Below are 24,578 nucleotides of genomic sequence, written 5' to 3'. Positions count from 1 at the left end.
ACGGTGTGTTCTCTTGGGAGTTGTTGAGTTCGCATGCAGACGGAAAAGTACGCTACGGGTCGCTTGACGAGGCGCAAGTTCGCGCTGGCCGGAGGCGCGGCCGCGGCGGGCGCGCTCGGGGCGTTCGCGGTGCGGCCCACCGAAGCCGAGGCCGCGGAAGCGGCGGCCGCTGAAGCCGGGGCCGCGGCCGCAGGCGGCCGGTTCGACCTCTCCGTGGCCTCCACGCAGCTGATCCGCGAAAAGGCACCGCACAACGCGACCGTGCTGCAGTCCTTCGCATTCGACGACGTCAACGGCCACCTCTACACGATCCAGCTGATGCAGGGCGGCATCCGGCTCAGCGGCGAATCCGCCGCCGTCTCCGGCGCCGACCGGGCCGCGCGCGGCGACATGTGCGTCACCCGGCTGTCCCTCACCGGCAGCGAGCTGGGCTACATGTACGTCAGGGGCTTCGGCCACGGCGTCTCCATCGGCTGTGAGCCCGCCGGTGCCACCGCGTATCTGTGGACCGAGTCGGACGCCAACCCCGACTCCGGTTACGGGCGCGCCATCAGCCGCTTCGCGTATCAGGACGGGGCCGTCCTCGACAGCGGCGCGTCCGGTCTGGCCACCCACCGCCCGGTGGCCGGTTCGACCAGCAACCAGCCCGCCGTCGACATGCTCAACAAGCGGCTGCTGCTGCGCTACCGCCAGGGCGGCGAGGCCCGCTACCGGCTGATGAGCCTGGCCGGGGTCACGGCCGGCGACTACTCCGCCGTGTACGACGACATACCCCAGGCCGGAATCGAGGACGGCGAGGTCTTCCAGGGCTTCACGGTGCTCGGCGACTACGTGTACCAGCTCACCGGCACCGCGTACTCCGCCGAGAACGGTTCCAACCCGCCCTCCGGCCACGGCAACGCGTATGTCTCCTGCGTCGATCTGCGCACCGGCGAGCTGGTCCAGCGCTCCCGCACCGAGGCCGGGTACTCGCTCGACTACCGCGAGCCCGAGGGCATGGCCGTCCAACTCACCAGCCCGCGCAGGCTGTGCATGGGCTTCGCCTCCAGCCTGGAGAGCCCCCGCAAGCTGAGCGTCTACTACAAGCCGCAGTAACCCGCTCGCCGCGCCGATCTTCCCTGGCGCCGCGCCGAGTGCGAGCCTGGAGGTATGACCGACCTCATCGAGTCGCTGCGGGAAGGCCTCCCCGAGGAGGCAGTGCTGACCGACCCCGATGTCACGGCGGCGTACGGAAACGACATGGCGAGCTTCTGCGACGCGGGCGTGCCCGCCGTGGTCGTCCTCCCGCGCACCGTCGAGCAGGTGCAGCACGTGTGCCGTACGGCCACGGCGCTGCGCGTCCCCATCGTTCCGCAGGGCGCGCGCACCGGCCTGTCGGGCGCGGCCAACGCGTCCGACGGCTGCATCGTGCTGTCCCTGGTCAAGATGGACCGCATCCTGGAGATCAACCCGGTCGACCGGATCGCGGTCGTCGAACCGGGCGTGGTGAACGCCACGCTGTCGCGCGCGGTGCTGGAGAAGGGGCTGTACTACCCGCCGGACCCCAGCAGCTGGGAGCAGTGCACCATCGGCGGCAACATCGGCACGGCGTCGGGCGGGCTGTGCTGCGTCAAGTACGGCGTGACCGCCGAGTACGTCCTCGGCCTGGACGTCGTCCTCGCCGACGGACGGCTGCTGTCCACCGGCCGCCGCACCGCGAAGGGCGTCGCGGGCTACGACCTGACCCGCCTCCTCGTCGGCTCCGAGGGGAGCCTCGGCATCGTCGTACGGGCCGTCCTCGCGCTCAAGCCCGCCCCGCCCGAACAGCTCGTCCTGGCCGCCGAGTTCCCCTCCACCGCGGCCGCCTGCGACGCGATCTGCCGCATCATGGAGCGCGGCCATGTGCCCTCGCTGCTGGAGCTGATGGACCGTACGAGCGTGCGCGCCGTCAACGCCCTGGGCGGCATGGGGCTCCCCGAGTCCACCGAGGCCCTGCTGATGGCCGCCTTCGACACCCCGGACCCGGCGTCCGACCTGGCCGCCGTGGGCGAGCTGTGCACGGCCGCCGGGGCGACCGAGGTGGTCCCGGCGGAGGACGCGGCCGAGTCCGACCTGCTGCTCCAGGCCCGCCGTATGACGCTGACCGCGCTGGAGGCGGTCAAGGGCGTCACGATGATCGACGACGTCTGCGTACCGCGCTCCCGCCTCGCCGAGATGATCGACGGCACGGCGGCCATCGCCGAGAAGTACGCCCTCACCATCGGCGTCGTGGCCCACGCGGGCGACGGCAACACCCATCCGACGGTCTGCTTCGACCCGGCGGACGCGGACGAGTCGCGGCGGGCACGTGAGTCGTTCGACGAGATCATGGCGCTGGGGCTGGAGCTGGGCGGCACGATCACGGGGGAGCACGGGGTGGGCGTGCTGAAGCGGGAGTGGCTCGCGCGCGAACTGGGACCGGTGGGGGTGGAGTTGCAGCGGGGCGTCAAGCAGGTCTTCGACCCCCTGGGCCTGCTCAACCCGGGCAAGCTGTTCTGACCTTCTGAACCTTCTGGCCTTCTGACCTTCTGAACCTTCTGACCTGCCGAAGGGGGCGCGGCCCGCGCCACGCCCCCTTCCGGTCGGCCGTTACGCCTTCAGCCGTTACGCCTTCAGAGAGGCGATGTCGATCACGAAGCGGTACCGCACATCGCTGCTCACGACGCGGTCGTATGCCTCGTTGATCTGGTCACCGTTGATCACCTCGATCTCCGAACCGAGGCCGTGCTCGGCGCAGAAGTCCAGCATCTCCTGCGTCTCCCGGATGCCGCCGATCTTCGAGCCCGCCATCGTCTTGCGGCCCATGATCAGCGAGAACTGGCTGAAGGCGCTGGGGTTCTCCGGCGCGCCCACGTGCACGAGCGTGCCGTCCCGCTTCAGCAGCGACAGATAGGCGTCCAGCGGAAGGTTCGCCGACGTCGTGTTGACGATCAAGTCGAACGAACCGGCCAGCTCGGCGAAGGTGGCCTCGTCGCCGGTCGCGTAGAAGTGGTCGGCCCCCAGCCGCAGCCCGTCGTCCTTCTTGCGGAGCGTCTGGCTCAGCACGGTCACCTCGGCGCCCATCGCGTGGGCGATCTTGACGCCCATGTGGCCGAGGCCGCCCAGGCCCACGATCGCGACCTTCTTGCCGGGACCGGCCTTCCAGTGGGCCAGCGGGGAGTAGAGGGTGATGCCCGCGCACAGCAGCGGGGCCGCGACGTCCAGCGAAAGCCCCTCGGGGATGCGGAGCGCGTAGTTCTCGTCGACGACGATGTGGGTGCTGTAGCCGCCGTGCGTGGGGGCGCCGTCGTACTCCTCGCCGTTGTACGTCGCCACCTCGCCCTTGAGGCAGAACTGCTCCTCACCGGCCAGGCAGTTCTCGCACTCCCGGCAGGAGTCGACGAAGCAGCCCACGCCGACCCGGTCGCCCACGGAGTACCTGGTCACACCGGGACCCGTCGCGCTGACGACACCGGCGATCTCATGACCGGGCACCATCGGGAAGTGGGCGCTGCCCCACTCCTCCCGGGCCTGGTGGATGTCGGAATGGCAGATCCCGGCGTAGGCGATCTCTATGAGGATGTCGTGCTCGCGCAGCGCGCGGCGCTCGACGGTGGTCTTCTCCAGCGGAGCCTTCGGAGCGGGGGCGGCGTAGGCGATGGCGCTGGTCGTCATGGTGGTGCTCTCCTTGTGTGGAAGGTCGAACGAAAGGGGAAAAGGGCAGGAATGTGCGGTGAACGGGCGTAGGGGGACGAAAGAGGGGCGGAAGAGGGACGGATACGCTCAGGAAGAACGCGGGGAACGGGGATAACGGGCGGACTCGGCGGAATCGGTGGGCTCGGCGGACTGCGGCGAGGTGGTCGGCCGCTCGCCCGACGGGCTCGCCGTCCAGCTCGCCAGCAGCCGCAGCGCCTCCTCCGACGGGGACCCCGGCTCCACCGTGTAGATGCACATCGCCTGGTCGGCATCGCCGGGGAAGTGCACCATCTCGTAGGCGAGCGTCATGTCGCCCACCACGGGGTGCCGGTAGAGCTTGAAGCCGTGTGTCTTCTCCCGCACGTTGTGGTCCGCCCACCATCTGCGGAAGTCCGCGCTCTTGATGGTCAGCTCGCCCACCAGCTCGGTCAGCCGAGGATCGTCGGGATGGCGCCCGGCCTCCATCCGGAGGGTGGCCACCGTTTCCGCCGCCACCGTCTCCCACTCCGGCCACAGCTCACGGGCCGCCTCGTCGAGGAACATGAAGCGGGCCATGTTCCGCTCGTGGTACGGAAGCGCGTCGAAGTCGATGATCAGTGCCCGGGCCAGCCGGTTGGTGGCCAGGACATCGCTCCGGCGGCCCAGTACGAACGCCGGTGAGACCCCGTCCAGCATCCCCAGCATGTTGTGCACCCCCGGCCGCACCCGCTGGGGGCGGGGCGGGCGGCGGCGCACCGCGCGGCGCGGGCGCGGCCGGGCCAGTTCGAAGAGGTACGCGCGCTCGGTGTCGTTCAGCCGCAGCGCGCGGGCCACGGCGTCCAGGACCGCCTCCGACACATTGAGGTGGCGCCCCTGCTCCAGCCGGGCGTAGTAGTCCGTGCTCACCCCGGCGAGCTGCGCCAGTTCCTCACGGCGCAGCCCCGGCACCCGGCGCGGGCTGGGGTTGCTGGCACTTACTCCCGCGTCCTCAGGGCTCAGCCGTGCCCTGCGGCTCCGCAGGAACTCACTGAGCTCTGTGTTGCGGTCCATGGGTTCCAGTATTGGCCGCCAAAAAGCCGTTGGGCGGTGCCAAAGTAGGTCTGCTGGACCTAGGCCGGGCGAACCCAGGCGGGAGTTCTCCCCCGCGCACCGGCGATTGGCGCAGCGGGAGGGAGGGTACGAGCGGCGAGCAGGTCTGATACACCTTGACAGCGCGCTCCAGGTTGCACTGCGGCACCTTTACGGCAGACTTCCTACCGCCCCCACCGCGAGGCACCGCACAGGCGCAGCGCAGCACAGCAGCACGGCGAGCACAGATACGGGACATCGGAGATCATGAGCGCCCCTTCCTCAGGATCGGCTGACGGCAGCTCCATTCCTGGTTTCTATCCTGATCCGTCCATTCCCCACTACATCCGGTATTGGAACGGAGCGGCATGGGTGCCCGGCACCAGTCGGCCCGCCCCGGCCGAGGGCGAGGCCATGCCCGCCCCGCCGCCCGGAGTCACCCACACCCAGGTCACCAGCCCGGTGCCGGACGAGACCGGCCCGATGTTCCTCGACGAGGACCCGGAGCCCGGCGGCGCCCTGCCCGAGGTGCGGCGGCGCGCGGAGATGGATGTGCGGGACCCCGGCCCCGGCGCCGTCATGGGCACCGAACCGGTGCCGCCCGGCGGGACGGCCGCCCCGGCCGCCCCGGCCGCCTCGGTGGACTGGGACGATCCGCAGCGGCTGCACGGCACCCGCCCCGGTGCCGGGGCCGCCTGGCAGGCCGACGCGTCCCACCAGGCCGGGTTCGGCGGTGAGCAGGACCGCCGGATCTCCTGGGGTTCGGCGCCGGAGGACCCACGGGCAGGAGTGCCCGACCCGCGCGGCGCGCCGGACCGTGAGGGCGGTGGCGACGGAAGCGGCCGTGGTGAAGGCGGTCGCGACCAGGGCACGCTGACCATGCGCGGCGACGCCACGGGCGGTGCGGGCGGTACGGATCGCGCCACCCACGCCCTCCCCGCCGTACCGGAGCTGCCCTCGGCCGAGGCGGGTGCGGCGGACGGCACGATGGCGATCCGCGCGCTGCGGCCGACCGGCCGCGACGAGGGCACGATGACGTTCCGTACGCTCGACCGCGACGCCCCGCAAGGCCCCCAGCAGTCGCCCCGGCCCCAGCACCAGCAACAGCCCCATCAGCCGCCGCAGCAGCAACAGCCCCCGCAGCCTCATCAGCAACAGCAGCAACAACCGCCCCAGCAGCAAGCCCCGCAGCAGCCCTACGGCGGCATCCCGGCCCAGCCGTCCCACGGCAACCCCGGAGGCGGCTGGCAGCAGCAGGTGCACCACCTCGCCCAGCAGCCGCCCCAGCCGCAACAGCACCAGCAGCCTCAGGCCCCCCAGTACTCGGCCCCCCAGCAGGGCCCGCCCGAGGGCGTCATCCCCTGGAAGCCGCCGGTCGACAACCCGTTCCTCCAGGCCGCCCAGACCGAGGGGCGGCCCGCCGGGCTCGGCCGCCGCCTCGCCGCCCGGCTGATCGACATGGTCGTGCTGCTCGCCATCACCGGGGCGGTCGGGTTCCCGCTGTGGGGGAAGGCCGCCGACCACATCGACGAGAAGGTGGAGACGGCCAAGCAGTCCGGCGAGACCGTGACCGTCTATCTGCTCGACGGCACCACGAGCGGCTATCTCGCCATCGTGCTGGGCGTGCTGCTGCTCGGCGGGGTCCTCCTGGAGGCGCTGCCGGTGTCCCTGTGGGGCCGTACGCTCGGCAAGAAGCTGTGCGGGGTGCGGGTCCTGGACATCGAGGGGCACGACACCCCGACGTTCGGCGCCGCGCTGCGCCGCTGGCTGGTGTACGGGGTGCTGGGGGTCCTGGTGGTCGGCGTGGTCAACGTGCTCTGGTGCCTGTTCGACCGCCCCTGGCGGCAGTGCTGGCACGACAAGGCGGCCCGCACGTTCGTCGCCACGGCGGACTGACGGCGGACTGACGGCGGACTGACGGCGGGGATGGTTCATCCAGTCGGATGGACCATCCGCATCGCCCGAACGGGGCGTGCCGGATGCGGTCGGCCGCGATCGGCGGTCGACTCGGGCCATGAGCACCGATCAGCCGCCGCCACCCGGGGACGAGCCCCGGGACCGGGACGCGTTCGCCAAGCAGCCGCCGCCCCGGGCGAACGGCTCCCCCTACGGCGACCACGGCGGCGGCGCCGATCCGCTCGCGGGCATGCCCCCGCTGGCCCACCTCGGCCGCCGCCTCGTCGCCCGGATCATCGACGGGCTGATCATCGGCATCCCCGTCGGCCTGATCATGGCCCTGATCCTGGGCACCTACTACCCGATGGGCGACGGCGGCGACGCCCGCTCGTCCGTGTTCACGCTCGCCTATGTGCTGGCGTACTTCGTCTACGAAGGGCTGATGCTGACCCACTACGGTCAGACCCTCGGCAAGAAGGCCATGAAGATCCGGGTGGCCATCCTGGAGACCGGCGAGACCCCGGCGGGCGGGCCCGGCTGGGTGCGGGCCGCCGTCTACGCGTTGCCCGAGATCGTGCCCTGCTGCGGTGCCCTCTTCTGGCTGGTCAACGTCTTGTGGTGCACCTGGGACCGGCCGTATAGGCAGTGCCTGCACGACAAGGCGGCCAAGACGGTCGTCGTATCGACCGAACATTGAGCCCTCGGCCCGCCGGGAGCGGCCGGAGCGGCTGCTGATGTAATCGGGGTCATGAGCCCCGACCAGCTGTCGTCGCCCCCGTACCCCGACCTCGCCGGGATGCCCCCGCTGGCCACGCCCGGCCAGCGCTTCGTGGCCCGGCTGATCGACGGCCTCGTGCTCGGCGTCATCTGGACGGTGGCGCTCGGCATGACGGGTGCGCTCCAGTACGGCATGGAGCACCCGGGCGAGCAGGACCTGGGCAAGGTGATGTCCGCGCTGACCATCACCATGGCGGTCTATTTCGGCTACGAGGGCACGATGCTGGCCCGCAGCGGTCAGACGCTCGGCAAGAAGGCGATGCGCATCCGCGTGGCCGTGCTCTCGGACGGGAACATTCCGGGCCGCCAGGGCTGGGTGCGCGCAGCGGTCTACACGCTGCCGGGCCTGCTGATCCCGATCCTCGTCGGCACCCTGTTCTGGGTGCTGAACGTGGTGTGGCAGCTGTGGGACAAGCCGTACCGCCGCTGCCTGCACGACAAGGCGGCGCGGACCGTCGTGGTGTCAGCCGTGCAGTGAGTGCTCCCGCTGCCGCTCGGCCACCGCGGCTCCGGCCAGCGGGCGGTTGCTGCGCACCGTACGGCCGGTACGGCCCGTACGGGACGGTCGGGACACCGGCACGGTGAGGGCTACCAGCAGCCCGAGCGCGAGACCGGCCACGGTCACCATGCCCACCCCGACACCCGAGCGGGTTTCGGACAGCAGCAGCATGGCCAGTGTCGACAGGACGACGGTGGCCGAACCGTAGGCGAGCTGGGCAGAAGTCGGACGCGGCATGGCGGAACCGTCCTCAGGGGGCATCGATATGCGGGGGTATGAGTCGGGCTGATGTGCGCCGTCGAAAAAGACTCTACGGTCCTGGATGCCCGATGGGGAACGGAGCTAAGCGTGACCTCACCCACGGGTGCGGTGCACGGGGGGCGCACGGAATCACCGGCGTGCTCCCACGTGTCGCACCCCGGCTGAGCGGCACGCTCGCCGGTGTCCGGTAACCGGTACACGGCGGACCGGGAAACGTAACGATCCCTCAAGCCCAAGTCAAGGACTGTCTTTTCGCTTGCCTCTCCGGTCAAATGTGCGGCACCGGTGTGTGGAAGGGGAGGAACAAGTGAACAGCCAACGGAGGGCGCTCAGATCGGCCGCGGTGGCCACGGTGGTGGCAGCGCTCGGCGCGGCCACTCTGGCAACGGGTGTCGCCCAGGCGGACGCGCCGTCTACGCGTGTCGAACGCCATGACCCGGCGCCCGCGAAGACGGACGTCGAGCACGATCTGGCGGGCCCGTTCAGCAAGCGGCAGGAGGCGCAGCGGCAGGACGCGCTGCGCCAGGTCATATCCGGGGACAAGGAGACCACCCGGCGCGGCGGGTCGCAGGTGGTGAAGCTCGGCAAGGGCAAGTACGTCGAGCTGGCCCGGGAGAAGACCGACAAGATCTTCACCGTGCTCGTCGAGTTCGGCGACAAGGTCGACGACACCACGATGTACGACCCGGACGGCGCCGACGGCCCCCAGCCGCCGGTGAAGAAGTACGGCGGCGACGCGGGCCCGGCGCACAACACGATCGCCGAGCCGGACCGCGCGACCGACAACAGCACCGCCTGGCAGAAGGACTACAACCGCAAGCACTTCCAGGACCTGTACTTCTCGGAGGCCAAGGGCAAGGAGTCCCTGAAGAAGTACTACGAGAAGCAGTCCTCGGGCCGCTACTCGGTCGACGGCGAGGTCTCCGACTGGGTCAAGGTCGACTGGAACGAGGCCCGTTACGGCTCCAACTACTGCGGCGACACCAACTGCGCCAACGCCTGGGACCTGATACGCGACGGCGTCAACCAGTGGGCCAAGGCCCAGAAGGCGGCCGGCCGCACCGACGCCCAGATCAAGGCGGACCTGGCCCAGTACGACCAGTGGGACCGCTACGACTTCGACGGCGACGGCAACTTCAACGAGCCCGACGGCTACATCGACCACTTCCAGATCGTGCACGCCGGTGAGGACGAGTCCGCGGGCGGCGGCGCCCAGGGCGAGAACGCGATCTGGGCGCACCGCTGGTACGCGTACGGCACCGACGCGGGCAGCACCGGCCCCGGCGCCAACAAGGCGGGCGGCGCCGAGATCGGCGACACCGGCATCTGGGTCGGCGACTACACGATGCAGCCGGAGAACGGCGGGCTCGGCGTCTACGCGCATGAGTACGGCCACGACCTCGGCCTGCCCGACGAGTACGACACCACGGGCAAGGGCGAATCCTCCGTCGCCTACTGGTCGCTGATGTCCGCGGGCTCCTGGCTGGGCACCGGCGAGGACGCCATCGGGGACCTTCCGGGCGACATGTCCGCCTGGGACAAGCTCCAGCTCGGCTGGCTCGACTACGGCACCGCGAAGGCCGGTACGAAGTCCCGGCACACCCTCGGGGTCGCCGAGTACAACACCAAGGACAAGCAGGCCCTGGTCGTCAACCTCCCCGACAAGGCCGTCACCACCGAGATCACCGCACCCGCCGAGGGAGCCAAGCAGTGGTGGTCCGGGATGGGCGACGACCTGAAGAACACCCTCACCCGGTCCGTCGACCTCACCGGCGCCGCCAAGGCGAACCTGGACCTCCAGGGCTGGTGGGACATCGAGGAGAACTTCGACTACCTCTATACCGAGGTCTCCACGGACGGCGGCGCCAACTGGACGCCGGTCGACGGCACCGCGGACGGCAAGGCCATCCCGCGCGACCCCGGTGACAAGCCCGCGCTGACCGGCACCTCCGGGGCGTACCGGAAGCTGTCCTTCCCGCTGGACGCCTACGCGGGCAAGAAGATCGACCTCCGCTTCCGCTACCAGACGGACGGCGGGGTCGCGCAGAAGGGCTTCACCGCCGACGCCATCTCCCTGACCGCGGACGGCAAGCCCGTCGTCACCGACGGCGCCGAGGGTGACGACAACGGCTGGACGGCGGACGGCTTCTCGCGCGTCGGCGCGTCCTTCACCAAGGACTACCCGCAGTACTACCTCGCCGAGAACCGCCAGTACGTGAGCTACGACAAGACCCTCAAGACCGGCCCGTACAACTTCGGCTGGGCCTCCACCCGGCCCGCCTGGGTCGAGCACTTCCCGTACCAGAACGGTCTGCTGATCTGGCAGTGGGACACCTCGCAGCCGGACAACAACACCGGCGTCCACCCCGGCTCCGGCCAGATCCTCCCGGTCGACGCGCACGCCACCCCGGAGAAGTGGGCGGACGGCACGCTGATGCGCAACCGCATCCAGGCGTACGACTCGACCTTCAGCTGGTACCGGACCGACGGCTTCACCCTCCACAAGGACGGGAAGGCCGCGAAGATCAAGGGCAAGTGGGGCACCCCGGTCTTCGACGACCATAAGGGAACCTACTGGGACAAAACCAACCCCACCGCCGGGGTCCAGGTTGCTGACACCAGCACCCGGATCTCGATCCTCCGGGAGCGCCCGGACGGCCAGACGATGACCGTCCAGGTCGGCCCCTCGTCATAATCCCAGGTCAACGCCGTGACGGCCGTCACCCACTAGCGGGCGGCGGCCGTTCGCGTTTAGATGCACCTAGACCTTCTTATTGACACGACGTCTCACGGGGGACATGAACCATATGGCCGACGGAGGATTCACCAAGCTGCCGGGCGGCAGTGTGGTGGTGGCACTGACCCTGCCCCGCCCGCTGGGCGAGGGCGGCGTCCGCGTCCTGGTCCACGCCGCGAACCGGGCGCGCGCCCTGACCAGGCTGCGCAACCTGGGGCTTCGCGCCGTGTATCTACGCGGCAACAGCGCGCCACCGACACCCGACGAGGTGACGGCGGTGCTCCACCACCCCGACGGCCTGATCTGGCGCACGTCCCCCGATATCGGCGGCGAGCTGTGGCACGGCATCGCCGCCCTCCTGCGCCCCGCGGCGACCGCCTGACGGGCGTCTGAGGCCTCCCCGGGCCCGGTCGTGACCGACGCGGCCGGACCCGGGCTACGCGGCCGGACCCGGGCCCGGAGCGCCTCTCAGGCCACCGGCTGCCCGCTCAGCTGCACGCCCGCGTCCCGCAGCTCCTCCAGGGCGCGCTCGGTGGTGGCGGGGGCCACCCCCACCGTCAGCCCCAGCAGTACGTGCGTCACGAACCCCTCACGCCGCGCGTCCAGCGCCGTGGCCCGCACACAGTGGTCGGTGGCGATCCCGGCCACGTCCACCTCCGTCACGCCCCGCTCCCGCAGCCACGCCGCCAGCGTCGTGCCGTGCTCGTCGACGCCCTCGAAGCCGCTGTACGCCGCGGCGTGCGCGCCCTTGTCGAAGACCGCGTCGATCGCGCCCGAGGCCACCGCGGGCGCGAAATTGGGGTGGAACCCGACCCCCTCCGTGCCCGCGACACAGTGCGGCGGCCAGCTGCGCTCGTAATCCGGGTGGTCGGAGAAGTGATCACCCGGGTCGATATGGCGATCGCGGCTGGCCACGATGTGCCGGTAGCCGGGCGCCGCCTCCCCGATGTAGTCGGTGATGGCGGCGGCGATGTCCGCGCCGCCCGTCACCGCGAGGCTTCCGCCCTCGCAGAAGTCGTTCTGGATGTCGACGACGATCAGTGCCCGGTGCATCACGCACGCCTTCCGGCTCGGCCGAGGTGGTCACAACAGAGGTGGTCACAACAGTGGGAACAGCGGGTGTGCGATCAGTCCGATCCGTCCGATCGCCATGGTCGTCAGGGTGGTCGTCAGGGACGTACCCCTCAGGCCTGTGAGTACTCCGTCGGCAGCACCGGGTCGCCCTGCGACAGCTGCGTCGCGGACAGGGGCAGCCCCGCCCGCGCCGCCGCGTGGCGGTCGCGCGCCGCGTCCAGCGGCTCCCGGGCCACGACCCGGCCGCCGCGCACCAGCTCGACCAGCAGCGTACGCTCCGCCAGGGCCTCGGGGACGGGGCCGCTGCCGACCACCTCGGCCTCGGCCACCCCGTCCGCGTCCAGCCGCCGGGCCGCCCACTTGCGGCCGCCGATCGAGGTCTTCGCGCCCATGGACTTCTTCGCCACCGGCACCAGCGGCGCGTCCGGTGCGCCGGACTCGGCGCGGGCGACCAGCTTGTAGACCATCGAGCAGGTCGGATGGCCGCTGCCGGTCACCAGCCGGGTGCCGACCCCGTACGCGTCCACGGGGGCCGCGGCGAGCGAGGCGATCGCGTACTCGTCCAGATCGCTGGTGACCACGATCTTCGTGCCCTTGGCGCCCAGGTCGTCCAGCTGCTGCCGCACCCGGTGGGCGAGCAGCAGCAGGTCGCCGGAGTCGATCCGGACGGCGCCCAGCTCTTGACCTGCGATCTCCACGGCGGTGCGGACGGCATGGGCGACGTCGAAGGTGTCCACCAGCAGGGTGGTGTCGCTGCCGAGCGAGTCGACCTGGGCGGTGAAGGCGTCGCGCTCGCTGTCGTGCAGCAGGGTGAAGGCGTGGGCGCTGGTGCCGACGGTGGGGATGTTGTAGCGGAATCCGGCCGCGAGGTCCGAGGTGGTGGCGAAGCCGCCCACGTACGCGGCCCGGGCGGCGGCCACGGCGGCCAGCTCATGGGTGCGGCGCGCGCCCATCTCGATCAGCGGGCGGCCGCCCGCCGCGACGGACATCCGGGACGCGGCGGCGGCGACCGCCGAGTCGTGGTTGAGGATGGAGAGGATCACGGTCTCCAGCAGCACCGCCTCGGCGAAGGTGCCCTCCACCCGCATGACCGGCGAGCCGGGGAAGTAGACCTCACCCTCCGGGTAGCCCCAGATGTCGCCGCGGAACCGGAAGTCGGCGAGCCAGGCGAGCGTCGGTTCGTCCACGATCCGGTACTGGGCGAGGAAGTCCAGGACGCCGCCGTCGAAGCGGAAGTTCTCGACGGCGTCGAGGACGCGCCCGGTGCCCGCGACGACGCCGTAGCGGCGACCCTCGGGCAGGCGCCGGGTGAAAACCTCGAAGACCGAGCGGCGGTCGGCGGTGCCCGCCCGCAGCGCGGCCTGCAGCATGGTGAGTTCGTACCGGTCGGTGAACAGCGCAGTCGACGGCACGTCCACCGGCAGTCCCAAGTCCGCAGTGTCCATGTTGATGATGTTACCTCGCATACTCGTCAGACTGACGAGATCTGGGTGCCGTTTAGGCGACCGCCCCTACCGGGTGGCAGCATTGGGGGTGTGAGTGTCAGTCCGGTGGAGATCGAACGTCCTGAAGCCAGCGAGGCGCCGATGGAGGTGCCCGAGCCAGACGTTCCCTGGGTGACGATGGTCCACAATGACCCCGTCAATCTCATGAGCTATGTCACGTACGTGTTCCAGAGCTACTTCGGCTACTCCAAGGACAAGGCGCACAAGCTGATGCTCGACGTTCATCACAAGGGGCGCGCGACCGTCTCCAGTGGCAGCCGCGAGGAGATGGAGCGCGACGTGCAGGCGATGCACGGGTACGGGCTGTGGGCGACGCTCACGCAGGACCGCTGATGTCGGGACGATTCGAGCCGCTGCCCGGCGGCGGAGCCGCCGTCGCCCTGGACGAGGTGGAGATCTCGATCCTGCGCAGCCTCGCCGTGCAGCTCGCGGAGCTGATCGGCCCGGGCGACCAGCCGGCCGGGACCACGGACCCGCTGGACGCGCTGTTCGCCGAGGGGCCCACCAAGCCGCCGAGCGACCCGGCGCTGGCCCGGCTGTTCCCGGACGCCTACGGTGCGCCGGACCGGGAGCTGGAGGGGGACGCGGAGAAGGAGGCGCGGGCCGCCTCGGCGGAGTTCCGCCGGTACACCGAGAACGACCTGCGGGCCCGCAAGCGCGACGACGCCCTGGCGATGGTGCGCGATCTGGACTCGCTGTCCGCCGGACCGGCCGCCAAGGACCAGGTGGTGCTGGAGCTGGCCCCGCAGAAGTGCCGGCAGTGGCTCGGCGCCCTCAACGACCTGCGGCTGGCGATCGGCACCCGGCTGGAGGTCACCGACGATGACGACGGCGGTGAGATGCTCGGGCTCCCCGACTCCGACCCGCGCAAGCCGATGGTGATGGCGTACTTCTGGCTCGGCGGGCTGCAGGAGACGCTGATCGAGACCCTTATGGCGTGATCGCGGCCGATCGCCACCGCTTTTGATCACTGAGCGTTCGTTTAGAGAGTGCTCAACTCCGGATAACGATCGCATCACCGCGACCATTCGCTTTATCGTGCGTGGCAACCTATGTCCGCTTCTCCCTGTGGCGTGCCTCACATTCGACTGAGTCGATCAGTGTTGCTCGCGTGATAAATCTTCACGATCGCCAGCCGCACAGGGAGAAAGGCACATCACATGACCTCAGCGGCGCCTGAAGAAGGCTATGAGCGGGGCTTGGGCAGTCGACAGGTACAGATGATCGCCATCGGCGGTGCCATCGGTGTCGGTCTGTTCATGGGAGCCGGGGCGAACATCGCCAAGGCGGGGCCCAGCATCATCCTGATGTACGCCCTCGCGGGCGTCGTCATCTTCTTCATCATGCGAGCGCTCGGTGAGCTGCTCCTGTACCGCCCTGTCTCGGGTTCCTTCGCGGAATACGCCCGCGAGTTCATGGGCCCGTTCTTCGGCTACATCACCGGCTGGACCTACTGGCTCATGTGGGTCGTGACCGGCATGGCGGAGCTGACCGCCGCGGCCATCTACATCCACTTCTGGTTCCCGTCGATCCCGCAGTGGGTCAGCGCCCTGGTCTTCCTGGTCGTGCTCTTCGGCGTCAACCTGATCTCGGTGAAGATCTTCGGCGAGGTCGAGTTCTGGTTCTCGATGGTCAAGGTCACCGCGATCATCGGCATGATCGTCATCGGTCTCGGCGTGCTGACCCTCGGCTTCTCGCAGGCCGGTGACACCGCGGCCGCCTCCAACCTCTGGTCCCATGGCGGCTTCTTCCCGAACGGCATAGGCAACAGCCTGATGACGCTCCAGGGCGTCATGTTCGCCTACCTCGCCGTCGAGCTGGTCGGCGTCACCGCGGGCGAGTCCGAGGACCCCGAGAAGACCCTGCCCAAGGCGATCAACACCCTGCCGTTCCGCATCATCGTCTTCTACGTCGGCGCCCTGCTCGTCATCCTCTCCGTGGTGAAGTGGACCGACTTCTCGGCGGGCGAGAGCCCCTTCGTGCACGCCTTCTCGGTGATCGGCATCCCCTTCGCGGCGGGCATCGTCAACTTCGTCGTCCTCACCGCGGCCCTGTCCTCCTGCAACTCCGGTATGTACTCCACCGGCCGCATGCTGCGCGACCTGGCCTCCAACAGCGAGGCGCCGGGCGTCTTCGGCAAGCTCAACTCCCGCAAGACCCCGTTCGCCGGTATCGCCCTCTCCGCCTTCCTCATGGGCATCGGCGTGGTGCTCAACTACACCGTCCCGGACAAGGTCTTCCTCTACGTCACCTCGGTGGCCACCGCGGCCGGCATCTGGGCCTGGGCGATGATCCTCGTCAGCCACATCCGCTACCGCAGCGCCGTCGTGGCCGGGCGGCTGCCCGCCTCGTCCTTCCCGGCGCCCGGCGGAGCGGTCTTCAGCTGGGTGGCGCTGGTCTTCCTCGTCTGCGTCACCGGCCTGATCGCGTACGACAAGGACGCCCGGATCTCGCTGTACGTCGGGGCCGTGTGGGCCGTGATCCTGGGCATCGGCTGGCTCGTGCTCAAGCGTCGTACGCCCGCGGCCGTCGAGACGGAGCGCAAGGTCGAGTACGCCCGGGACTGACCGCTTCCGCCCCTTGGGCACATCGTCTCAGCAGGCGGGCTCCGGTACTTCGGTCCGGAGCCCGCCTCCTATTGTGTGCACCATGCTGACCATCACCCAGGAGCTTCACGACCGGATCGTCGCCCACGGCCGGGCCGACCACCCCGACGAGGCATGCGGCGTGATCGCGGGCCCGGCCGGGAGCGGCCGCCCCGAGCGGTTCATCCCGATGCTGAACGCGGCCCGTTCCCCCACGTTCTACGAGTTCGACTCGGTCGATCTGCTCAAGCTCTACCGCGAGATGGACGACCGTGATGAAGAGCCGGTCGTGATCTATCACTCGCACACCGCGACCGAGGCATACCCCTCGCGCACCGACATCTCCTACGCCAATGAGCCCGGTGCGCACTACGTTCTCGTCTCCACCGCCGACTGCGGGAACGAGGAGGGGCCCTTCCAGTTCCGCTCCTTCCGGATCGTCGACGGCGAGGTCACCGAGGAAGAAGTCGAGATCATCCCGGGTTGACCCCGGATGTCGTCTCGCATCGCGGTTGTTACCCGTCCGTATAACGGGACACGCTTCCGGGGGCGGGACCGGGAATCGATACGATGAGTTCATGGTTTTCGATGACGTGAGCGAGAAGACGCCGGGCACGCTGCTCGTGGCGCGGCTCCACGTCGACCTGTGCCGGCTCGCCAGCGCGATGTGTCCGCGCCACGCCGAGACTGCCTGAGCGCGCGCCCTCTCGACGCCCGAAGCCCGCACGAAGCCCGTCCGACAAGCGAAGCCCGAACCCCTTCGACGACGCCCTCCCGGGCCCATCCGGTCCGGGGAAGACCACCCCGCCCTTCCACAGGAGCTTAAGAATGGCCATCGAGGTCCGCATCCCGACCATCCTCCGCACCTACACCGACGGCCAGAAGGCGGTCGAGGGCAGCGGGACCACGGTCGCCGAGCTCTTCGCCGACCTGGAGTCCCGGCACACCGGCATCCAGGAGCGCCTGGTCGACGGCGGCGAGCTGCGCCGCTTCGTCAACGTCTACCTGAACGACGAGGACGTCCGCTTCCTCGACGGCATCACCACCAAGCTCTCGGACGGCGACAGCGTGACCATCCTCCCGGCCGTCGCCGGCGGAATGCGCTGATGCGGTACGACAGCCCCCTGGCAGCGGTCGGCAACACGCCGCTCGTCCGGCTGCCACGGCTCTCGCCCTCCCCGGAGGTCCGGGTCTGGGCGAAGCTGGAGGACCGCAACCCGACCGGTTCGATCAAAGACCGCCCCGCGCTCCACATGGTCGAACAGGCCGAGAAGGACGGCCGGTTGACCCCCGGCTGCACCATCCTGGAGCCGACCTCCGGCAACACCGGCATCTCGCTCGCCATGGCGGCCAAGCTCAAGGGCTACCGCATCGTGTGCGTCATGCCGGAGAACACCAGCGAGGAGCGGCGCCAGCTGCTCGCCATGTGGGGCGCGGAGATCATCTCCTCGCCCGCCGCCGGCGGCTCCAACACCGCCGTCCGGGTGGCCAAGGAACTGAGCGCCGAGCACCCCGACTGGGTGATGCTCTACCAGTACGGGAACCCGGACAACGCGGGCGCCCACTACGCCACCACCGGCCCCGAGATCCTGGCCGACCTGCCGTCCATCACCCACTTCGTGGCGGGCCTGGGCACCACCGGCACCCTGATGGGCGTCGGCCGCTTCCTGCGCGAGAACAAGCCCGACGTACGGATCGTCGCCGCGGAGCCGCGCTATGACGACGTCGTATACGGGCTGCGCAACCTGGATGAGGGCTTCGTCCCCGAGCTGTACGACGAGTCCGTCCTGACCACCCGCTTCTCCGTCGGCTCCGAGGACGCGGTGGCCCGCACCCGTGAACTCCTCGCCCAGGAGGGCATCTTCGCGGGCGTCTCCACCGGCGCCGCGCTGCACGCCGCCCTCGGCGTGGCCCGCAAGGCGGTCGCGGCGGGCGAGAGCGCCGACATCGTCTTCGTCGTCGCCGACGGCGGCTGGAAGTACCTGTCGACAGGCGTCTACACCGCGGCCACCACCGAGGAGGCGGTCGAGACGCTGCACGGCCAGCTCTGGGCGTAGGCCGGGGGAGCCGGGCATCCGGTAACCGGCAGGGAGCGGGGGCGCGGGGATTGCGGGGAAACGGGGATATGGGCCTGCCAGGGGCTCCGTCCTGGTGATTCCGCCCACAACGCGGGCCTGTGGAGGAGCTACCAGGGCTTTAGCGCCTTACGCTCGTGGGCACCCCGTTTGACCCCGCACCCGCCGCCTCGCCCATGGCCCTCGGCATGGGGACCCCTCAAGGAGGTTCCTGCTCCATGAAGCTCACCGTCGTCGGATGCTCGGGGTCGTTCCCGTCCGCGGAATCGGCCTGTTCGAGCTACCTCGTAGAGGCCGACGGCTTCCGGCTGCTCCTCGACATGGGCAATGGCGCCCTTGGCGAGCTGCAGCGCCACTGCGGTCTCTACGACCTCGACGCCGTGATCCTCTCCCACCTCCACCCCGACCACTGCATCGATATGTGCGCCTACTTCGTCGCGCGCTACTACCGGCACGACGGAGGCCGCGCCGAGGCGATCCCGGTCTACGGGCCCGAGGACACCGAGCGCAGGCTGGTCCAGGCGTACGACGACGTGCCCGACGAGAAGTCGATGCAGGAGGTCTTCGACTTCCGCACGCTGGCCCCGGGCACGTTCGAACTGGGCCCCTTCACGATCCGCACCGCCCGGGTCTGCCACCCCGTGGAGGCGTTCGGTTTCCGTATCGAGCACGGGGGCCGCACCCTGGTCTACTCCGGCGACACCGGCCCCTGCGAGGCCCTGACCGACCTCGCCCGGGGCGCCGACCTCTTCCTCTGTGAGGCGGCCTTCACCCACGGCAAGGAAGACATCCCGGAGCTGCACCTCAACGGCCGCCAGGCCGGTGAGCACGCCCAGGCCGCGGGCGCCGCCGCCCTGGTCCTCACCCACATCCCGCCGTGGACCGACCCGCAGCTCAACCAGCGCGACGCCGAGGCCGTCTTCGACGGCCCGGTGACCCTGGCGCGCGCGGGCGCCGTCTACGAGGTCTGAGCGCACGGCATACGCACGACGCACGCACGGCACACGCACGGACGGGCCGGATCTGCCCCCGCAGATCCGGCCCGTCCGTCGTCGTATGCCCGGCTACCCCGTCGCGGCGGCGCCCTTCGTGGCACCCTTCTCCGCGTCCACCGTGCTCTTCGTGCTCTTCGCGCTCTTCGCGTCCGTCGCGGCCGCGTCGTCGAGGGAGTCCTCGGGTTCTCGGCCCGGGGTCGGGATGTTGAACTTCGTGATCACGAAGCGGAACACCACGTAGTACACGACGGCGAAGGCCAGCCCGATCGGGATGATCATCCAGGCCTTCTCGCTGTGCGACCACCCCAGCAGATAGTCGAAGAGCCCGCCCGAGAACGTGAAGCCGCTGCGAATCCCGAGCGCCCAGGTCAGCGCCATGGACACACCCGTCAGCACGGCGTGGATTCCGTACAGCACCGGCGCGATGAACATGAACGAGAACTCGATCGGCTCCGTCACACCGGTCACGAAGGCGGTCAGCGAGACGGAGATCATCATGCCCATCACGGCCTTGCGGCGCTCCGGGCGCGCGCAGTGCGCGATCGCGAGACCGGCGGCGGGCAGGGCGAACATCATGATCGGGAAGAAGCCGGTCATGAACATTCCGGCCGACGGGTCGTCGTGGAAGTAGCGCGCGATGTCGCCGTGCCAGGTCTGGCCGCCGGAGGAGAAGTCGCCGAACTGGAACCAGGCGAACGAGTTCAGCAGCATGTGCATGCCGACGGGGATCAGCAGCCGGTTCACGACGCCGAAGATGCCGGAGCCGATGGCGCCGTTGGCCGAGAGCCACTCGGAGAAGCTGTTGAGACCGTCACCGATCGGCCCCCACAGGAAGCCGAAGACGACGCCGTACAGCACGCCCGCGAAGGACATCAGGATCGGGATGAAGCGGCGGCCGCTGAAGAAGCCCAGCCAGTCCGGCAGCCGGGTGCGGTGGTACTTCTCCCACAGCACGGCGGCGGTTATCCCGACCACGATGCCACCCAGCACGCCCGGGTCCTGGGGCTTGCCGGTGACGTCGCTGACGAAGCCGGTCAGCACGTTCTTGTAGACGAGGAAGCCGACCAGGGCCGCGAACGCCGTCGTGCCGTCCGACTTCTTCGCGAAGCCGATGGCGACACCGAGGCAGAACAGCAGGGCCAGGTTGTCGAAGAGCGCGCCGCCCGCGTGGGCGAAGATCTCCGCGAGTTTGTTCCAGCCGAGCCCTGCCTTGCCGAAGACGTCGTCCTGGCCCAGTCGGCTCAGGATGCCCGCGGCGGGCAGGGCGGCGACGGGCAGCTGGAGACTGCGTCCGATCTTCTGCATACCCTTGATCAGACCGGCACCCCGCTTCTGCGCGGGGGCCGCCGAGGCGGTGGCCGTACTCATCGGATTCCTCCTGGTGAGGCGGGCGCTCGGGAGACTGGGGACGGCCCGCGATATGGTCTACACCACATGTGGTGTAGACCTGTTGTAACACGTGAGGATCAGATAAAGGAATCGATGGTTCCGATCTGGTCTGAACCTCTGAAGGCCCTGCGCGGCCGGGCGCGCGTGGTTACCGTAGGAAAGCCGTTCATCCGGTATTCCGAAGGGCCGAGACAACAGGACAACACAGGACAGCTCAGGACAACAGGGAGTGGACATGGCCAGTAAGGCTGAGAAGATCGTCGCGGGGCTCGGCGGCATCGACAACATCGTCGAGATCGAGGGTTGCATCACCCGTCTCCGCACCGAGGTCAAGGACCCCTCCCTGGTCGACGAGGCCGCCCTGAAGGCCACCGGGGCCCATGGCGTGGTGAAGATGGGCAGCGCGATCCAGGTCGTCATCGGCACCGACGCCGACCCGATCGCCGCCGAGATCGAAGATCTGATGTAAGTACGCGCGCCCACGCGGGCGCGCGTACGCAGTCCTGAGGGACGGCCCCGGCCCCGCTCCTCCCCGGACCGGGGCCCTCTGCGTTGCCGATAGGCTCATCCCATGTCTCGTATCGACGGCCGTACGCCCGACCAGCTCCGCCCCGTGACCATCGAACGCGGATGGAGCAAGCACGCCGAGGGCTCCGTCCTCGTCTCCTTCGGCGACACCCGCGTGCTGTGCACCGCGAGCGTCACCGAGGGTGTCCCGCGCTGGCGCAAGGGCAGTGGCGAGGGCTGGGTCACCGCCGAGTACGCGATGCTGCCGCGTGCCACCAACACCCGCGGCGACCGCGAATCCGTCCGCGGCAAGATCGGCGGCCGCACCCACGAGATCTCCCGCCTCATCGGCCGCTCGCTGCGCGCCGTCATCGACTACAAGGCCCTCGGCGAGAACACCGTCGTCCTCGACTGCGACGTCCTCCAGGCCGACGGCGGCACCCGCACCGCCGCCATCACCGGCGCCTACGTGGCCCTCGCCGACGCCATCACCTGGGCCCAGGGCAAGAAGCTGATCAAGGCCGGGCGGCAGCCGCTCACCGGCACCGTCTCGGCCGTCAGCGTCGGCATCGTCGGCGGCGTCCCGCTGCTCGACCTGTGCTACGAGGAAGACGTACGCGCCGAAACCGACATGAACGTCGTCTGCACCGGCGACGGCCGCTTCGTCGAGGTGCAGGGCACCGCGGAGGGCGAGCCCTTCGCCCGCGAGGAGCTGAACAGCCTGCTCGACCTCGCCGTCGGCGGCTGTGTCGACCTGGCGGGCAACCAGCGGGCGGCGCTTGGCGTTTAGTCAGATGACGGGCGCGCGCGATCCCGCGCGCGCCCGCATCCGATCCCAGGGGGAGAACCACCCATGACGCCGCGCCAGGCCCGCCACCGTTATGCCGCCGCCACCACGCTCGCCGCCGTCGCCTTCCTGACGCCGCTCACCACCGGCTGCGATGCCGTGGACAAGGCCCTCGACTGCGGCCGGCTCGCGGTCGAGATATCCAACGACGTGGACAACCTCCAGGACGCCGTCACCGGCGCCGCCGTCGACCCCACCGAGGCCGACAAGGTCTTCGACGCCCTGGACAAGGACATCGACAAGGTCGGCGACCGTACGGACAACACGGACGTAGGCAAGGCCCTCGACCACCTCCGCAACGCCGTGGACAACGTCCAGAAGTCCGTCGACAGCGGCAACCGCCCCGACCTGACCCCGGTCAAGAACGCCACCGCCGAACTGTCCAAGGTCTGCACATCCTGATCCGCACGCCCTGATCTAATCGAGCCATGCAGCCACAGCACACCGCAGCGGCGGACAGCGCACACCCCCGCCGCCTGATCCTGGCCACCCGCAACGCGTACAAGATCACCGAGCTGCGCTCGATCCTGGGCGACGCCGGGCTCGACGTCGAACTCGTCGGCGCCGACGCCTACCCGGAGATCCCGGACGTCAAGGAGACCGGCGTCTCCTTCGCCGAGAACGCCCTCCTCAAGGCCCACGCCCTGGCCCAGGCCACCGGCCACCCGGCCATCGCCGACGACTCGGGGCTCTGCGTCGATGTCCTGGGCGGCGCCCCCGGCATCTTCTCGGCCCGCTGGTCCGGCCGCCACGGCGACGACCGCGCCAACCTCGACCTGCTGCTCGGCCAGCTCCGCGACGTCCCCGACGAGCACCGCACCGCCCACTTCGAATGCGCCGCGGCCCTCGCCTTCCCCGACGGCACCGAACGCGTCGTCTCCGGCCGCCTCACCGGCACCCTCCGCCACGAACCCACCGGCGGCGGCGGCTTCGGCTACGACCCGATCCTCCAGCCCCACGGCGAAACCCGCACCTGCGCCGAACTCACCCCCGACGAAAAAAACGCCATCAGCCACCGCGGCCACGCCTTCCGCGCGATGGCCCCGGTGGTACGGGAACTGCTGGGGTAGGTGCCGCGCTGCGGGCAACGTGATACGGCCTGCGATTCGAGTGATGAATCGCAGGCCGTATGCGGTGCGGCGGAAGGGATTCGAACCCTCAAGCCCTGTCACGGGCCACAGATCCTAAGTCTGCTGCGTCGCCGTTGCGCCACCGCCGCTCGTCGTCAGCCATCGTAGCGGCCTGATGGCGGGCAGGTCACTTCGCGTAGGCGCTAGGTGGCAGCCCGGTGTCTACGCCTGCGATTCCGGCCGCACCACGTGTCCGTGATCGCGTGGCAATTCGGGCACAGGTACCGCAGGTTTTCGGGGCGGTTATCGAGCCAGTCGCCGTTCACGTGATCAATCTGCAGCGTCATGCCCACCCCCTGCCACTGGCCTCCGTTGCCGCACCGCGCGCACCTGTACGGGCGGCCGATTTCATCCAGGGCCTTACGAAGCCGGGAGTGGTTGGTACGAGGAGAACCCGGCGGACGGACCCGGAGCACCTCATCCGCCACGGGCTTTGATGCCACCGTTCGGGCCTGGCGCCGAGTGGGCCGCTTGAAGTGTGTTGTGTCCAGGCCCAACTGGGCCGACCTGCGGTGCACACGGCGGTGATTGGCATCGTTCACCGGTAGACCCAGGGCGCGCATGACGTCCGCGTAACTTGTGCTGTTCGCGACGGCCGCGCGAAGTGGGCCCTCGGGGATGGTGACGCGGGCGTGGGCGAAGTGAGAGGTGTCTATCCCGTGCTTGTTCAACATGCGGCGCAGGGTGGCCCGCGACCGGCCGTCGTCGGAAACTCCCAGAAGTCGCGCAACGGACCGGACGCTGTCCCCGGAGAGGGCGGCTTCTCTCAGCTGGTTGCGACTGAAGGGCAAGTCGATGTGCGGTCGGTTCAGCCCGGCGATGTGGCTGATATCGATGCCGGATGCCGCGATTCGTCTGCGGATGTGTGACAGCGTCCCCGTCGCTGGGCGTGCCCCCAACTTCTCGACCACTTCGCGCAACGTGGTCGACGATGCCACGGCTTCGGCGATCGCCATGTCGGAATACTTGCGCCACGGGCTGCGCTGCTTGAAGTGACCGGTGTCGATGCCGTGCGCAGCGACGAGTCTCTGCAACGCGCGACGACTCCCTCCGCTGGCTGTGACCTCCAGCGTGCGCATGAGGTCGGCCCAGCTCGATGAGCGGGCGACGGCTTCGGCAAGTGCCTCGGGCGAGTATTCGGCTCGCATAGTCCCCCCGTGCTCATGGTGCGACCACATGTCGCACCATCGCACTGATTGACGTGCTCCCCGGCCTAAAGTCCGGGGATTCCTGTCACGGTCGGGTGACCGTCTGGGTGGCTTCCTGCTTCAACGCGCTGTGCCAGGACTTTCGTCCTGGTCTTACCTGCGCTCTGCGAGGCGTTTAGCCTGTCCGCCCGTCCGGCGGCCAGGGTGTTCCGGGAGGCGTTGTCATCGCGGTCGTGGACGGCCCCGCACCCTGCGCACGTCCACTGGCGGACGTGGAGGGGTTTGGGGCCGTCCTTAACTCCGCACACCGAGCACTTCTGCGAGGTCGGCTCGAAGCGTCCGATCTTCCCGAAGTACCGGCCGTGCTTGACCGCCTTGTACTCCAGCATGTTCACGAATGCCGACCATCCGGC

The 24,578-nt window shown here is 69.6% G+C and carries 27 protein-coding genes and 1 tRNA gene; 19 read left to right on the top strand and 9 right to left on the bottom strand.

What is annotated here, in order from left to right:
- Positions 1–63 precede the first annotated feature (63 nt).
- Both ABZ370_RS41910 and ABZ370_RS41905 read left to right on the top strand, forming a co-directional pair.
- Complete coding sequence (locus ABZ370_RS41910; RefSeq protein WP_358633138.1) at positions 64–1,095, top strand: teichoic acid biosynthesis protein C; 1,032 nt, start codon at positions 64–66, stop codon at positions 1,093–1,095.
- 54 nt (positions 1,096–1,149) lie between these two features.
- A complete protein-coding gene (locus ABZ370_RS41905) occupies positions 1,150–2,517 on the top strand; it encodes an FAD-linked oxidase C-terminal domain-containing protein (protein ID WP_358633135.1) in 1,368 nt (455 codons plus the stop codon).
- Between the two features lie 105 nt (positions 2,518–2,622).
- On the opposite strand, the gene ABZ370_RS41900 is transcribed toward ABZ370_RS41905, so the two are convergent.
- The gene (locus ABZ370_RS41900; RefSeq protein ID WP_358633132.1) at positions 2,623–3,672 is read right to left on the bottom strand and encodes an NAD(P)-dependent alcohol dehydrogenase; all 1,050 of its coding nucleotides are present in this window, start codon (positions 3,670–3,672) and stop codon (positions 2,623–2,625) included.
- Positions 3,673–3,780: 108 nt separating this feature from the next.
- Positions 3,781–4,722, bottom strand: coding sequence for a helix-turn-helix transcriptional regulator (locus ABZ370_RS41895; RefSeq protein WP_358633129.1), 942 nt, complete (start codon positions 4,720–4,722; stop codon positions 3,781–3,783).
- A gap of 285 nt (positions 4,723–5,007) precedes the next feature.
- Here ABZ370_RS41895 and ABZ370_RS41890 point away from each other — a divergent pair, with 285 nt between their 5' ends.
- From ABZ370_RS41890 to ABZ370_RS41880, 3 genes are all read left to right on the top strand, one after another.
- The gene (locus ABZ370_RS41890) at positions 5,008–6,636 is read left to right on the top strand and encodes an RDD family protein (protein WP_358633126.1); all 1,629 of its coding nucleotides are present in this window, start codon (positions 5,008–5,010) and stop codon (positions 6,634–6,636) included.
- 118 nt (positions 6,637–6,754) lie between these two features.
- Positions 6,755–7,333, top strand: a complete 579-nt coding sequence (locus ABZ370_RS41885) for an RDD family protein (RefSeq protein ID WP_358633123.1) — start codon at positions 6,755–6,757, stop codon at positions 7,331–7,333.
- 51 nt (positions 7,334–7,384) lie between these two features.
- A complete protein-coding gene (locus tag ABZ370_RS41880; protein ID WP_358633120.1) occupies positions 7,385–7,891 on the top strand; it encodes an RDD family protein in 507 nt (168 codons plus the stop codon).
- Here ABZ370_RS41880 and ABZ370_RS41875 read toward each other — a convergent pair.
- Positions 7,877–8,149, bottom strand: coding sequence for a hypothetical protein (locus ABZ370_RS41875; protein ID WP_358633117.1), 273 nt, complete (start codon positions 8,147–8,149; stop codon positions 7,877–7,879). The two genes, ABZ370_RS41880 and ABZ370_RS41875, sit on opposite strands and share 15 nt — an antisense overlap.
- A 331-nt stretch (positions 8,150–8,480) precedes the next feature.
- On the opposite strand from ABZ370_RS41875, the gene ABZ370_RS41870 reads away from it, so the two are divergent.
- Complete coding sequence (locus ABZ370_RS41870; protein ID WP_358633114.1) at positions 8,481–10,868, top strand: immune inhibitor A domain-containing protein; 2,388 nt, start codon at positions 8,481–8,483, stop codon at positions 10,866–10,868.
- A gap of 112 nt (positions 10,869–10,980) precedes the next feature.
- Positions 10,981–11,292 carry a hypothetical protein gene (locus tag ABZ370_RS41865; protein WP_358633111.1) on the top strand — a complete coding sequence of 104 codons (312 nt, stop codon included), beginning with the start codon at positions 10,981–10,983 and terminating at the stop codon, positions 11,290–11,292.
- A gap of 86 nt (positions 11,293–11,378) precedes the next feature.
- On the opposite strand, the gene ABZ370_RS41860 is transcribed toward ABZ370_RS41865, so the two are convergent.
- Together ABZ370_RS41860 and ABZ370_RS41855 are read right to left on the bottom strand one after the other, a co-directional pair.
- Positions 11,379–11,963: a nicotinamidase gene (locus ABZ370_RS41860; RefSeq protein ID WP_358633108.1), complete on the bottom strand. Its 585-nt coding sequence runs from the start codon at positions 11,961–11,963 to the stop codon at positions 11,379–11,381.
- Positions 11,964–12,094: 131 nt separating this feature from the next.
- Positions 12,095–13,429 (bottom strand): nicotinate phosphoribosyltransferase, encoded by a 1,335-nt coding sequence (locus ABZ370_RS41855; protein ID WP_358633105.1) that lies wholly within the window; start codon positions 13,427–13,429, stop codon positions 12,095–12,097.
- Positions 13,430–13,510: 81 nt separating this feature from the next.
- Here ABZ370_RS41855 and clpS point away from each other — a divergent pair, with 81 nt between their 5' ends.
- The 8 genes from clpS to ABZ370_RS41815 all read left to right on the top strand — a co-directional run bounded on the left by clpS (position 13,511) and on the right by ABZ370_RS41815 (position 19,120).
- Complete coding sequence (clpS, locus tag ABZ370_RS41850) at positions 13,511–13,822, top strand: ATP-dependent Clp protease adapter ClpS (protein WP_358633249.1); 312 nt, start codon at positions 13,511–13,513, stop codon at positions 13,820–13,822.
- Positions 13,822–14,430, top strand: coding sequence for a DUF2017 domain-containing protein (locus ABZ370_RS41845; protein WP_358633102.1), 609 nt, complete (start codon positions 13,822–13,824; stop codon positions 14,428–14,430). The genes clpS and ABZ370_RS41845 overlap by 1 nt, the downstream gene beginning before the upstream one ends.
- A 219-nt stretch (positions 14,431–14,649) precedes the next feature.
- Positions 14,650–16,056 carry an amino acid permease gene (locus ABZ370_RS41840; RefSeq protein ID WP_358633099.1) on the top strand — a complete coding sequence of 469 codons (1,407 nt, stop codon included), beginning with the start codon at positions 14,650–14,652 and terminating at the stop codon, positions 16,054–16,056.
- A gap of 82 nt (positions 16,057–16,138) precedes the next feature.
- The gene (locus ABZ370_RS41835) at positions 16,139–16,561 is read left to right on the top strand and encodes a M67 family metallopeptidase (RefSeq protein ID WP_358633096.1); all 423 of its coding nucleotides are present in this window, start codon (positions 16,139–16,141) and stop codon (positions 16,559–16,561) included.
- A 91-nt stretch (positions 16,562–16,652) separates the two neighbouring features.
- Entirely contained in the window at positions 16,653–16,769 is a 117-nt protein-coding gene (locus ABZ370_RS41830; protein WP_358633093.1) for a putative leader peptide, read from the top strand.
- A gap of 133 nt (positions 16,770–16,902) precedes the next feature.
- Entirely contained in the window at positions 16,903–17,181 is a 279-nt protein-coding gene (locus ABZ370_RS41825) for a MoaD/ThiS family protein (protein WP_358633090.1), read from the top strand.
- Entirely contained in the window at positions 17,181–18,131 is a 951-nt protein-coding gene (locus tag ABZ370_RS41820; protein ID WP_358633087.1) for a cysteine synthase, read from the top strand. The genes ABZ370_RS41825 and ABZ370_RS41820 overlap by 1 nt, the downstream gene beginning before the upstream one ends.
- A 236-nt stretch (positions 18,132–18,367) precedes the next feature.
- Positions 18,368–19,120: an MBL fold metallo-hydrolase gene (locus tag ABZ370_RS41815; protein WP_358633084.1), complete on the top strand. Its 753-nt coding sequence runs from the start codon at positions 18,368–18,370 to the stop codon at positions 19,118–19,120.
- A gap of 93 nt (positions 19,121–19,213) precedes the next feature.
- On the opposite strand, the gene ABZ370_RS41810 is transcribed toward ABZ370_RS41815, so the two are convergent.
- Positions 19,214–20,512, bottom strand: a complete 1,299-nt coding sequence (locus ABZ370_RS41810) for a PTS transporter subunit EIIC (RefSeq protein WP_358633082.1) — start codon at positions 20,510–20,512, stop codon at positions 19,214–19,216.
- 196 nt (positions 20,513–20,708) lie between these two features.
- Between ABZ370_RS41810 and ABZ370_RS41805 the strand changes: the two genes are divergently transcribed.
- The 4 genes from ABZ370_RS41805 (at position 20,709) to rdgB (ending at position 22,957) form a co-directional block, all read left to right on the top strand.
- Positions 20,709–21,002: a PTS glucose/sucrose transporter subunit IIB gene (locus tag ABZ370_RS41805; RefSeq protein ID WP_358633246.1), complete on the top strand. Its 294-nt coding sequence runs from the start codon at positions 20,709–20,711 to the stop codon at positions 21,000–21,002.
- A 102-nt stretch (positions 21,003–21,104) separates the two neighbouring features.
- Positions 21,105–21,830 carry a ribonuclease PH gene (rph, locus tag ABZ370_RS41800; protein ID WP_358633079.1) on the top strand — a complete coding sequence of 242 codons (726 nt, stop codon included), beginning with the start codon at positions 21,105–21,107 and terminating at the stop codon, positions 21,828–21,830.
- A 63-nt stretch (positions 21,831–21,893) separates the two neighbouring features.
- Positions 21,894–22,289: a hypothetical protein gene (locus tag ABZ370_RS41795; protein ID WP_358633076.1), complete on the top strand. Its 396-nt coding sequence runs from the start codon at positions 21,894–21,896 to the stop codon at positions 22,287–22,289.
- 26 nt (positions 22,290–22,315) lie between these two features.
- The gene (gene rdgB / locus ABZ370_RS41790; RefSeq protein WP_358633073.1) at positions 22,316–22,957 is read left to right on the top strand and encodes an RdgB/HAM1 family non-canonical purine NTP pyrophosphatase; all 642 of its coding nucleotides are present in this window, start codon (positions 22,316–22,318) and stop codon (positions 22,955–22,957) included.
- Between the two features lie 65 nt (positions 22,958–23,022).
- Here the strand turns inward: rdgB and ABZ370_RS41785 are convergent.
- The 3 genes from ABZ370_RS41785 to ABZ370_RS41775 form a co-directional block, all read right to left on the bottom strand.
- Positions 23,023–23,106: transfer RNA gene (locus tag ABZ370_RS41785), tRNA-Leu, on the bottom strand.
- Positions 23,107–23,160: 54 nt separating this feature from the next.
- A complete protein-coding gene (locus ABZ370_RS41780) occupies positions 23,161–24,165 on the bottom strand; it encodes an HNH endonuclease (protein WP_358633070.1) in 1,005 nt (334 codons plus the stop codon).
- Positions 24,166–24,230: 65 nt separating this feature from the next.
- A partial coding sequence (locus ABZ370_RS41775) for a zinc ribbon domain-containing protein (protein WP_358633067.1) occupies positions 24,231–24,578 on the bottom strand: 348 nt, incomplete at its 5' end.

This window comes from Streptomyces sp. NPDC005962, assembly GCF_040629205.1.
Classification (GTDB): Bacteria; Actinomycetota; Actinomycetes; order Streptomycetales; family Streptomycetaceae; genus Streptomyces.
Note: the sequence above shows the minus strand (reverse complement) of the source record. Positions and strands in the feature narration are given on the sequence as shown.

What these genes read in the sequence shown, in the direction of transcription:
- ABZ370_RS41905 (WP_358633135.1), top strand. Translation starts at nt 1,150, where the DNA reads ATGACCGACCTCATCGAGTCGCTGCGGGAAGGCCTCCCCGAGGAGGCA.
- ABZ370_RS41900 (WP_358633132.1), bottom strand. Translation starts at nt 3,672, where the DNA reads ATGACGACCAGCGCCATCGCCTACGCCGCCCCCGCTCCGAAGGCTCCG.
- ABZ370_RS41895 (WP_358633129.1), bottom strand. Translation starts at nt 4,722, where the DNA reads ATGGACCGCAACACAGAGCTCAGTGAGTTCCTGCGGAGCCGCAGGGCA.
- ABZ370_RS41890 (WP_358633126.1), top strand. Translation starts at nt 5,008, where the DNA reads ATGAGCGCCCCTTCCTCAGGATCGGCTGACGGCAGCTCCATTCCTGGT.
- ABZ370_RS41885 (WP_358633123.1), top strand. Translation starts at nt 6,755, where the DNA reads ATGAGCACCGATCAGCCGCCGCCACCCGGGGACGAGCCCCGGGACCGG.
- ABZ370_RS41880 (WP_358633120.1), top strand. Translation starts at nt 7,385, where the DNA reads ATGAGCCCCGACCAGCTGTCGTCGCCCCCGTACCCCGACCTCGCCGGG.
- ABZ370_RS41875 (WP_358633117.1), bottom strand. Translation starts at nt 8,149, where the DNA reads ATGCCGCGTCCGACTTCTGCCCAGCTCGCCTACGGTTCGGCCACCGTC.
- ABZ370_RS41865 (WP_358633111.1), top strand. Translation starts at nt 10,981, where the DNA reads ATGGCCGACGGAGGATTCACCAAGCTGCCGGGCGGCAGTGTGGTGGTG.
- ABZ370_RS41860 (WP_358633108.1), bottom strand. Translation starts at nt 11,963, where the DNA reads ATGCACCGGGCACTGATCGTCGTCGACATCCAGAACGACTTCTGCGAG.
- ABZ370_RS41855 (WP_358633105.1), bottom strand. Translation starts at nt 13,429, where the DNA reads ATGGACACTGCGGACTTGGGACTGCCGGTGGACGTGCCGTCGACTGCG.
- ABZ370_RS41845 (WP_358633102.1), top strand. Translation starts at nt 13,822, where the DNA reads ATGTCGGGACGATTCGAGCCGCTGCCCGGCGGCGGAGCCGCCGTCGCC.
- ABZ370_RS41840 (WP_358633099.1), top strand. Translation starts at nt 14,650, where the DNA reads ATGACCTCAGCGGCGCCTGAAGAAGGCTATGAGCGGGGCTTGGGCAGT.
- ABZ370_RS41835 (WP_358633096.1), top strand. Translation starts at nt 16,139, where the DNA reads ATGCTGACCATCACCCAGGAGCTTCACGACCGGATCGTCGCCCACGGC.
- ABZ370_RS41830 (WP_358633093.1), top strand. Translation starts at nt 16,653, where the DNA reads ATGGTTTTCGATGACGTGAGCGAGAAGACGCCGGGCACGCTGCTCGTG.
- ABZ370_RS41825 (WP_358633090.1), top strand. Translation starts at nt 16,903, where the DNA reads ATGGCCATCGAGGTCCGCATCCCGACCATCCTCCGCACCTACACCGAC.
- ABZ370_RS41820 (WP_358633087.1), top strand. Translation starts at nt 17,181, where the DNA reads ATGCGGTACGACAGCCCCCTGGCAGCGGTCGGCAACACGCCGCTCGTC.
- ABZ370_RS41815 (WP_358633084.1), top strand. Translation starts at nt 18,368, where the DNA reads ATGAAGCTCACCGTCGTCGGATGCTCGGGGTCGTTCCCGTCCGCGGAA.
- ABZ370_RS41810 (WP_358633082.1), bottom strand. Translation starts at nt 20,512, where the DNA reads ATGAGTACGGCCACCGCCTCGGCGGCCCCCGCGCAGAAGCGGGGTGCC.
- rph (WP_358633079.1), top strand. Translation starts at nt 21,105, where the DNA reads ATGTCTCGTATCGACGGCCGTACGCCCGACCAGCTCCGCCCCGTGACC.
- ABZ370_RS41795 (WP_358633076.1), top strand. Translation starts at nt 21,894, where the DNA reads ATGACGCCGCGCCAGGCCCGCCACCGTTATGCCGCCGCCACCACGCTC.
- rdgB (WP_358633073.1), top strand. Translation starts at nt 22,316, where the DNA reads ATGCAGCCACAGCACACCGCAGCGGCGGACAGCGCACACCCCCGCCGC.
- ABZ370_RS41780 (WP_358633070.1), bottom strand. Translation starts at nt 24,165, where the DNA reads ATGCGAGCCGAATACTCGCCCGAGGCACTTGCCGAAGCCGTCGCCCGC.